Here is an 8,227-nt window from a genome sequence, read left to right as displayed (position 1 = left end):
AAACCGTGCTTCCTCTTGGCAAATCTTGATGGTGACAACCATATTGTTTTCTTCATAGGGTTTAACCGAGTTTTCAAGAACTGAAAAAAATCCGCTAAACCAATCATATAGACGGTCATCAACAATAGTATGTTTCTCTGCTTGAAGGACTTCAAACTCGAGCTTAATGAAATGAGTCTGCCAGTTGTATGTCAGCATCCATTCAGAGAATTTCGGCAGCCTCAAATTAGAGAGCTTTGATTCATTCTGAGCCTCTGCCACGATCTCCTCGATTATCTGCCTGGCCCTGTCAATTCTTCCTAAATCCATATTGCCTTTGATCAATTGTAATCTATTCATCCAGTCATGGCGGGCATGCCTCAACGCCTCTACCAGATTCCATTCATCATTATTCATCATAAAACTCCCCGTGAAATTCGGACTTTTCTTATTTGTAGTATATCAGAAAAGGATATGGGAACGGAAAATATTCGTGATAAAAAGACAAGAGTCGACTATTTTTGTAATAGTCATCCCTCCATAAAATAAGAAAACTCTAACCGTATACACGGTTAGAGTTTTCTTTAGAAAGCATTAAGCTTCTTTAGCTGCAGGGTATACGCTGACTTTTTTCTTGTCACGGCCCATACGCTCGAAACGTACGATTCCGTCAACTTTAGCGAATAAAGTATCGTCACCGCCGCGTCCAACGTTAACTCCCGGGTAAATTTTAGTACCGCGTTGACGGTATAAAATAGATCCGCCAGTAACCTCTTGACCATCAGCACGTTTAGCACCAAGACGTTTAGAGATTGAGTCACGACCGTTTTTAGTCGAACCTACCCCTTTCTTAGATGCGAAAAATTGAAGATCTAATCTTAACATTTGTTCCACCTCCTACGCTTTGAAGGTAATTTTTATAAACTTGCTATAATCACGTTCAATCGTTTGTAAAGAGACAATCATCCCTTGTACGAGAAGCTGAACCTTTTCCTCTGTTTCTTCCGGCAGATCAGCCGGGAATTCACAGTGAAGGTAACCACCGTCCGGCGACTGTTCAATCCCAGGTTCGACCCCGGTCAATGACATAATCGCGTTGAGTGCACCAAAGGATACAGCAGATGCTCCTGCACAAACGATATCTTGACCATTCTGCGCAAAATTTGCATGACCATCCATGGAAAAAGAGGAAACTCTTCCTCCTGGATCTTTAGTGATGTAAACTTTAATCATCTTATCAAACGCCTTACGCGTTGATTTTGTCAATCGTTACTTTAGTGTAAGGTTGACGATGACCTTGCTTACGACGATAGTTTTTCTTCGGCTTGTATTTGAAAACGACTAATTTCTTAGCGCGGCCTTGTTTTTCAACTTTAGCTGTAACAGTAGCTCCATCAACCAATGGACTTCCTACTTTTACATTGTCGCCACCTACGAAAAGTACTTTGTCAAAAGTAACTGTTTCGCCTTCGTTTCCAGCAAGCTTTTCAATGTAGATAGATTGTCCCTCTTCTACTTTGATTTGCTTTCCGCCAGTTTCGATAATTGCGTACATGAATGGCACCTCCTTATAAACTCAGACTCGCCAAGTACAGGCGTTTTGTTATTCAACAAAAGCTTATTGCCTGATTTGAGCGGTTGTAGCACGGGTGCTACAAAAACTATAACATAAGAATCCTATCATAAAAGAAAGATTGGTGTCAATAGATTTATGGGAAATGAAATGATTTAGGAGTGCTGCCCTTAACATTAAGTTAAAGGTTTTTTAATCTCCGCTGCAGGTGCTCGACTCCGCGGGGCGTGCGTTGAACTAAAAAGCGGAAGCGGCCGTTCAGCGACGTACAGATTATAGGGCTCTCGCATGAGATAAAGGAATCACGAAGAGCTTTAGCGATTCGATGATGACTTATCGCAAGGAGAGAGACCGAAATCTGCTAGTCGCTGGCCGCTGGAGCTGGATTGGCCTCCTCGCCTTCGCCTGCGGGGTCTCAAGCTGTCCCGCTGTTCCCGCAGGAGGTCGAGCACCTTCCGCTCCGGTTTAAAAACAACATTAGTTCAAATCAAATTATAATACCCGTTTTCACAAATTCCCCAATCTTTTAATTCTGTAGAAAGGATGACTTTGAGATACTGGCTGGAACTCAATTTTTTTGTTAATGGATTTCTCCATTTCCTTAAGGTACTGGGAGCTTTCTCCCTTGAAGACTTTCTGTACGTCTTCTGTGGCTTCTATGATCACTTTGTCTTCATCTGCGGGATAAAGTTCATATAATTCCCTTTCAAGCTTGTAGGCCATTGATTCGGCACTTTCTACCATTCCGTAGCCGCTGCAAATCGGGCACCTGCAGCTGATATATTCTAGCAAAGGTGGTTTCGTTTTTTTTCTGGTCAGCTGAAGAATCCCCAATTCTGTGAAGCCGACGATGGTTGTCCTCTTTCCATCCTCTTTCAGACCTTCCTTTAGGGCGTTGACGACTTCTGTTTGATGTTGTTCGCTTTTCATTTCAATGAAATCAATAAGGATGATACCAGAAAGATTCCGGATTTTCAGCTGCCTGGCAATTTCCTTGGCTGCCAGCTCATTCGTTTTCAAAACGGTTTGGGACAGATCGCTCTTTCCTGTGAATTTACCCGTATTGACATCGATGACCGTCAAAGCTTCCGTGGGTTCAATGACAATGGTAGCCCCATTATCGAGCCAGACAACTTTTTTCATCGCTTTCTCAATCTGTGTTTCCACACGGTAGTGCACGAAAATATTTTCGTGGCTTTGGAAATGAGTGATTTCCCCTCCAAGGCTTGCTTTATTGTTATGTAGAAACTCCTGGAATTCATTTTTCCACGAATAATCATCGGTGATGATTTCAGCCTGTTTGACCTTTTTTATTTCCTCTAAAATGTCTTCTTTCATGACATCCTGGCGATGAAGCAAAAAGGGGGCTTTTTTACTGAGAGATGAGCTGTATAACTCTTGATATTGTTTTTTCAGCCCCAAATATTCATTTTGTATTTCCTTTTCGGCTTTCCCAAGGGCCGCTGTTCGGAAGACGATGCCTTCCTCCTCCTCTTTTATCCTTGAACCGAAGCGCCGCCATTTCTTTTTTTGTTCTTCACTGGAGGCCTTTTTTGACACCGCGGTATATCTTCCGTGGGGCAGGTATACAAGGGAAGTCCCTTTCATTTCAATTATCCCTGTTACCCTCGGTCCTTTTGTCCCTGCAGGATCCTTTTTCACCTGTACAATCAATTTTTGCCCCTGGTGAAGGAGCCTGTTTATTTCGGCGGTTTTCCGTTCCTTTTCATCAAGCAACATATACTCCGCAAGATCTTCTATGTGCAAAAAGCCGTTTTTGCCTTCTCCAATATTGATAAAAGCAGCGTTCAGCCCTTTTTCGACTTTATCCACTCTGCCAATATATATATTCCCTGCAATCGATTCTTTTTCCGGTTGATAGACATGAAAGCTTTCCATTATTCCATCACGCAGACGGGCCCATCTTTTTTCCCTTCCAAGTGCGTTTACAATAATTCTGTTCATTAAACCGCTCCTCTTTCCGCCATACAACTAGAATAAGGCTAACCACATTAGTTAGCCTTTTTATCATAATATGCGAAAGAAGCATTACGCAAACGATTCAATATAAATAAAGGATGTCACGGAACTTTGCTGTTGTCATCTTTTCGGTAAAGTAGGCATGCAGAACTTCATTTTCATCCAGTTTACCTGCTTCTTGCCCATCAATATAGACAATAAGCGGGTGCTTGAATCCCCTGTGAAATTTCTCCAGTGCAGAGTATATCGTTTCTTCCCCATTGATCTTCAGAGGTTTCAAATCACGCACGTCTCCACTTTTTCCGTAATACCTCTCCAATAAAAAGCGCATAAAGGTGTATTTCCTCTGTTTCCATTCCATCCATAACGAAAAGTAAAGGAATGAAAGGATAATCCATAGATTTAGATGGAAGGGAGCTGTCAGGAGAACCACGGTATGAAAAAGGAGCAGGGCGGCAAAAGAAAGGATCAATGTCCATTGATAGGCATGGATGAATGTTAGCCTGTAGCCAAGACAGATGGAAAGCAATTTTCCTCCATCCAGCGGCCAAATGGGAAGAAGATTGAACAGAAGGACCATTAAGTTCAACTGAATGAACAGTTCAAAATGGTAAGAAGAGAAAAGGCTCGCATCATACAGCAGTTTCGCCAACCCCATCATCCAAAGATGTTGAAGGGGACCGCCCGCCACAACTAAGAGCTCTTCCTTCAGTGATCTGTTTCCATGCTCATCCATTTCTGCTACACCACCAAATGGAAGAAGTGAAATCCGCTTAATTCGCCAAGAAAAAACATGGGCCGTGACCCCATGTCCCATCTCATGTATAAAAATAATGACAAAAAGCATAATCAGCTCAGTAAAATGGGCGGTTAGGATCGCCAGTCCTGCCGCCGCCCAAAGCAGCGGATGAATGTGAATCTTCTTCAGCAGCTTTATGAATTCACTCAAATGATATCACCTGAATTGGATCGATGAAAGCATCCTCTTTTTTGATGGCAAAATAAAACTCGCCGGTAGCTGTGTCTTGTTCATCGGTTACCGTACCGACAGGATTGCCAGCTTTAACAGTTTCATATTGTGTCACTTCGATGGTGTTCAGGTGGCCGTACCAGGATTCAGACTTATCATCGTGCTGAATAATCACCGTTTGCCCAAGGTCGGCTTTTTTACCAGCAAAAATGACCAATCCGCCTTTCATCGCCTCCACTTTAGAGCCTTTCCCAGTCTCCACCATAATGCCCTGTCCATTGCTTTTGAAGTTTTCAATTACCTTGCCAGAAGCAGGGAGTGCATATTCGGCAGTTTCAGTTGTTCCTGTTTCACTGCTCTCTTTTCCTGCAGGAAGCAAAGCAAGAGGCTTTCCGAATTGGTCTTCATACCAAGTGGAAATCGCGGCAAATTGAAACTCATTCGACATGGTTTTTTCCACATACGAACGGGCTTTGTCAAACCCGGGCACCTGGTTTTGAAATAAGATAGCCGTGCATAGGACAATCACACTGGTCCCAAGAATCTTAAGGATGAAAATTTCTTTACTGAACAGTGGGTGTCCTCCCTCTGAAGGACCGCCTTCATAAGAGGAAAACCGCTCGCCTCCGTACCTTTCTTCATCCGTCGGGAGCAGCATACTCCTTGATGAAGAAGAGCTATAACTATTCATTCGCTTTCTCTTGGCTATCCGCTTTCTGATATCGTCCGCTCGATTCCCCATAATACCATTCCCCTTTTTGTATGCCGGAACGCGTATACCCAGGAGTCTTAGTCTCATTGGCTTTTCGTGAAGACATCCTGCCTGTAGTACAAGTCCCTTTTGGTATCAATGTATGACTTGTCCCCAGAAAATATGTCTTTGCTAAACGCTGTTTTCGTATATATTGTTGCTATCGGAAAAATCCAAAGTGCCGGATTTTTCCCTTGGAAGCAAAGGCCTTTTTCTCTGAACAAGGTGAATTAGCTCTTTTCTTCCTTGTTTATCAGGCTATTTCTAGTTAATTAAGTAGATAGTTTTTAAAGTTTGTATTAAATAGCAACAAAGTTTACGAAAAGAGCCTTGCTAAAAGAGATGTTTTGTTTAAAGGATGTTTCCCTTGAATAAGACTGTGCATCCAAACTATAAACATTAATAATGATTGTCGCTCTCTTTGCGCCCTGCATCATTTCGCTCTACTACTCACAATGTTGTACCTCGCTTCCTTTGCGACCTCTATCACTTTACTTCAAAAGCCCAATATGGGTACCACCTCAGAGAAAGCGCATGGCTTCATTTTCATGTTGAGACCCTTATGACCTACCGCGCGGGGCTAGCGCATAGCTTCATTTTCATGTTGAGACCCTTATGACCTACCGCGCGGGGCTAGCGCATGGTTTCATTTTCATGTTGAGACCCTTATGACCTACTGCGCGGGACGAGCGCATGGCTTCATTTTCATGTTGAGACCCATATGACCTACCGCGCGGGACGAGCGCATGGCTTCATTTTCATGTTGAGACCCTTATGACCTACCGCGCGGGACGAGCGCATGGCTTCATTTTCATGTTGAGACCCATATGACCTACCGCGCGGGACGAGCGCATGGCTTCATTTTCATGTTGAGACCCATATGACCTACCGCGCGGGACGAGCGCATGGCTTCATCTTTAAGTTAAGGCTCATATGACGTACCGTACTCCTTTCCCCTTCATCATTTCATTTCAACACTAGAATGATGCACCTTGCTACCTTTGCCCCCGGCCTCATCAAACGATCAAACAAAGCCACAATATACTACCCAGCGCTTCCTATGAAATAATTACACCCCTGCTCACTAAAAAAAACCGGACTGCAATTAGCAATCCGGCCTGAAAATCAATCTATTAAGCTTTAACACCAAAAAACTTTTTCAACTTTGTAAAGACACCCTGTTTGTCCTCATCCAAGGATTGCAGCGGTACCGATTCCCCAAGGATTCGACGGGCGATATTGCGGTATGCAATGGACGCTTTGCTGCTTGGATCCATAGCGATCGGCTCGCCCCTGTTGGAGGATTTGATAACATTATCGTCGTCTGCAACGATGCCGATCAGGTCGATGGACAAATGGGTCGTAATTTCATCGACATCCAGCATTTCCCCGCTCTTCATCATATGCGTCCTGATTCGGTTGATAACCAGCTTAGGAGGTTCAATATCTTCTTTCTCCAGAAGGCCGATGATGCGGTCAGCATCCCTGACTGCGGATATTTCAGGCGTTGTTACGACGATTGCCCTGTCTGCACCGGCAACGGCATTTTTATACCCCTGCTCAATACCTGCAGGACAGTCAATGATGATATAATCATAGTCTTGTTTCAGTGTTTCTATCAGCTTTTTCATCTGTTCAGGAGAAACCGCAGACTTGTCGCTTGTCTGAGCGGCAGGAAGGAGGAAGAGCTTATCTTCAAAGCGTTTGTCTTTCACAAGCGCCTGATGAATTTTACAGCGTCCTTCCACGACATCCACTAAATCATAAATGATACGGTTTTCCAGCCCCATTACAACATCAAGGTTCCGCAGGCCGATATCAGTATCCACTAAACAGACTTTTTTGCCTTGCAGAGCTAATGCCGTACCAACATTTGCAGATGTAGTCGTTTTCCCTACACCGCCTTTACCTGAAGTAATTACTATCGCTTCACCCACATTAGCGTCCCCCTTTAAAACTAGATATATTTGGTCTAAGATGTTTTAAAACTTGTAATCTGTCAATTACGATTTGGTTTGAATCATCTATGTAAGCGCACTCCATCTCATGCCCTTCCTCTTTATCAAAATGATCAGGAGCCCTGTTCAAGCAATCTGCAATGCGAAGCTGTGACGGTGTCATCTGCGAAGCAACGATGACCGATTCCCGGCTGCCCATATAACCGGCATGTGCAATTCCTTTTAGGGAGCCAAGCACATAGAGGTTGCCTAAAGCTTTAACCGTCCCCCCTGGATTGACATCTCCTATGATCAGCAGATCTCCCGGAACTTCAACCACCTGACCGGAACGGATGACGCCTGCAATAGTATGGATTTCACTTTCTTCTTTCATCTTTATCGCTTCTTCATTCGTCAAGACATTGCTTGCAATCTCGAGGACTGACAAATTGCGCTTTTCAGTCACAATTTCTTCCAGCTCTTCTTTCTGCCGTGAAGTCAAATATCTGTTTCCCGCCTGGATTTTAACAGTGATAAGAGGAGTGCCCTCAGTTTGGCGATATTGAGCTGACAGCTTATCCTTCAATTCCTTTTTCAGCTCGTCATATGAACACTGATCATTCAGGTGAAGGGTAAGTCCATCTTTTGTGCCTTTAATCATTACGTTTTGCCTATTTTTCATGTCGGAATAATTCACCTCAGTTGTCATTAAATTCGACAAATGCATGCCTGTTTCCTTTTTTTAAAACACGCTTTTTCACAATTATTAGGGATAAGAGGTGAGGTGATGGAAAATGATTAAATACTGCATTTCCTCCTTACTCCTTACCTACCAGATTCGATCCAACCGGGCATTGGAGGAGACAGTCCTCCTCAGTCTTCCAGTCTCTCTTTTTGCAACTTTAGGAGCAACGCTTTCAATGGAAACGAAACAATTATCATGAAAGCTGCATTCAGAACAAGTGTCGGCCATAGACGGAGGTCCGCAAACACGGCGATGGCCCAGTCAGTCTTCCCGATCAGCAAGTTTATTTCAT

General features: G+C 43.5%; 9 protein-coding genes and 1 other annotated feature. All 9 genes read right to left on the bottom strand.

What is annotated here, in order from left to right:
* On the bottom strand, nucleotides 1-396 hold a 396-nt coding region (locus tag BSG1_RS18080; RefSeq protein WP_044023147.1), incomplete at its 3' end, for a Spo0B domain-containing protein.
* 177 nt (nucleotides 397-573) lie between these two features.
* A complete protein-coding gene (gene rpmA / locus BSG1_RS18075; RefSeq protein ID WP_006838657.1) occupies nucleotides 574-864 on the bottom strand; it encodes a 50S ribosomal protein L27 in 291 nt (96 codons plus the stop codon).
* A gap of 12 nt (nucleotides 865-876) precedes the next feature.
* A complete protein-coding gene (locus BSG1_RS18070) occupies nucleotides 877-1,212 on the bottom strand; it encodes a ribosomal-processing cysteine protease Prp (protein ID WP_006838656.1) in 336 nt (111 codons plus the stop codon).
* 13 nt (nucleotides 1,213-1,225) lie between these two features.
* Nucleotides 1,226-1,534 carry a 50S ribosomal protein L21 gene (gene rplU / locus BSG1_RS18065; RefSeq protein ID WP_006838655.1) on the bottom strand — a complete coding sequence of 103 codons (309 nt, stop codon included), beginning with the start codon at nucleotides 1,532-1,534 and terminating at the stop codon, nucleotides 1,226-1,228.
* A 13-nt stretch (nucleotides 1,535-1,547) separates the two neighbouring features.
* Nucleotides 1,548-1,629 (bottom strand) — a sequence feature (ribosomal protein L21 leader region).
* A 430-nt stretch (nucleotides 1,630-2,059) separates the two neighbouring features.
* Nucleotides 2,060-3,517 (bottom strand): Rne/Rng family ribonuclease, encoded by a 1,458-nt coding sequence (locus BSG1_RS18060; RefSeq protein WP_044023146.1) that lies wholly within the window; start codon nucleotides 3,515-3,517, stop codon nucleotides 2,060-2,062.
* 97 nt (nucleotides 3,518-3,614) lie between these two features.
* A complete protein-coding gene (locus tag BSG1_RS18055; RefSeq protein WP_006838653.1) occupies nucleotides 3,615-4,481 on the bottom strand; it encodes a M50 family metallopeptidase in 867 nt (288 codons plus the stop codon).
* Nucleotides 4,474-5,244, bottom strand: coding sequence for a M23 family metallopeptidase (locus tag BSG1_RS18050; RefSeq protein WP_044023145.1), 771 nt, complete (start codon nucleotides 5,242-5,244; stop codon nucleotides 4,474-4,476). The genes BSG1_RS18055 and BSG1_RS18050 overlap by 8 nt, the downstream gene beginning before the upstream one ends.
* A gap of 1,142 nt (nucleotides 5,245-6,386) precedes the next feature.
* The gene (gene minD / locus BSG1_RS18040; RefSeq protein WP_006838650.1) at nucleotides 6,387-7,190 is read right to left on the bottom strand and encodes a septum site-determining protein MinD; all 804 of its coding nucleotides are present in this window, start codon (nucleotides 7,188-7,190) and stop codon (nucleotides 6,387-6,389) included.
* Between the two features lies 1 nt (nucleotide 7,191).
* Complete coding sequence (minC, locus tag BSG1_RS18035; RefSeq protein WP_044023148.1) at nucleotides 7,192-7,872, bottom strand: septum site-determining protein MinC; 681 nt, start codon at nucleotides 7,870-7,872, stop codon at nucleotides 7,192-7,194.
* Nucleotides 7,873-8,227: the final 355 nt, after the last annotated feature.

Source organism: Bacillus sp. SG-1 (assembly GCF_000181495.1).
Lineage (GTDB): Bacteria > Bacillota > Bacilli > Bacillales > Bacillaceae_B > Rossellomorea.
The sequence above is the reverse complement of the archived record's forward strand: the minus strand, read 5'-3'. Positions and strand labels throughout refer to the sequence as shown.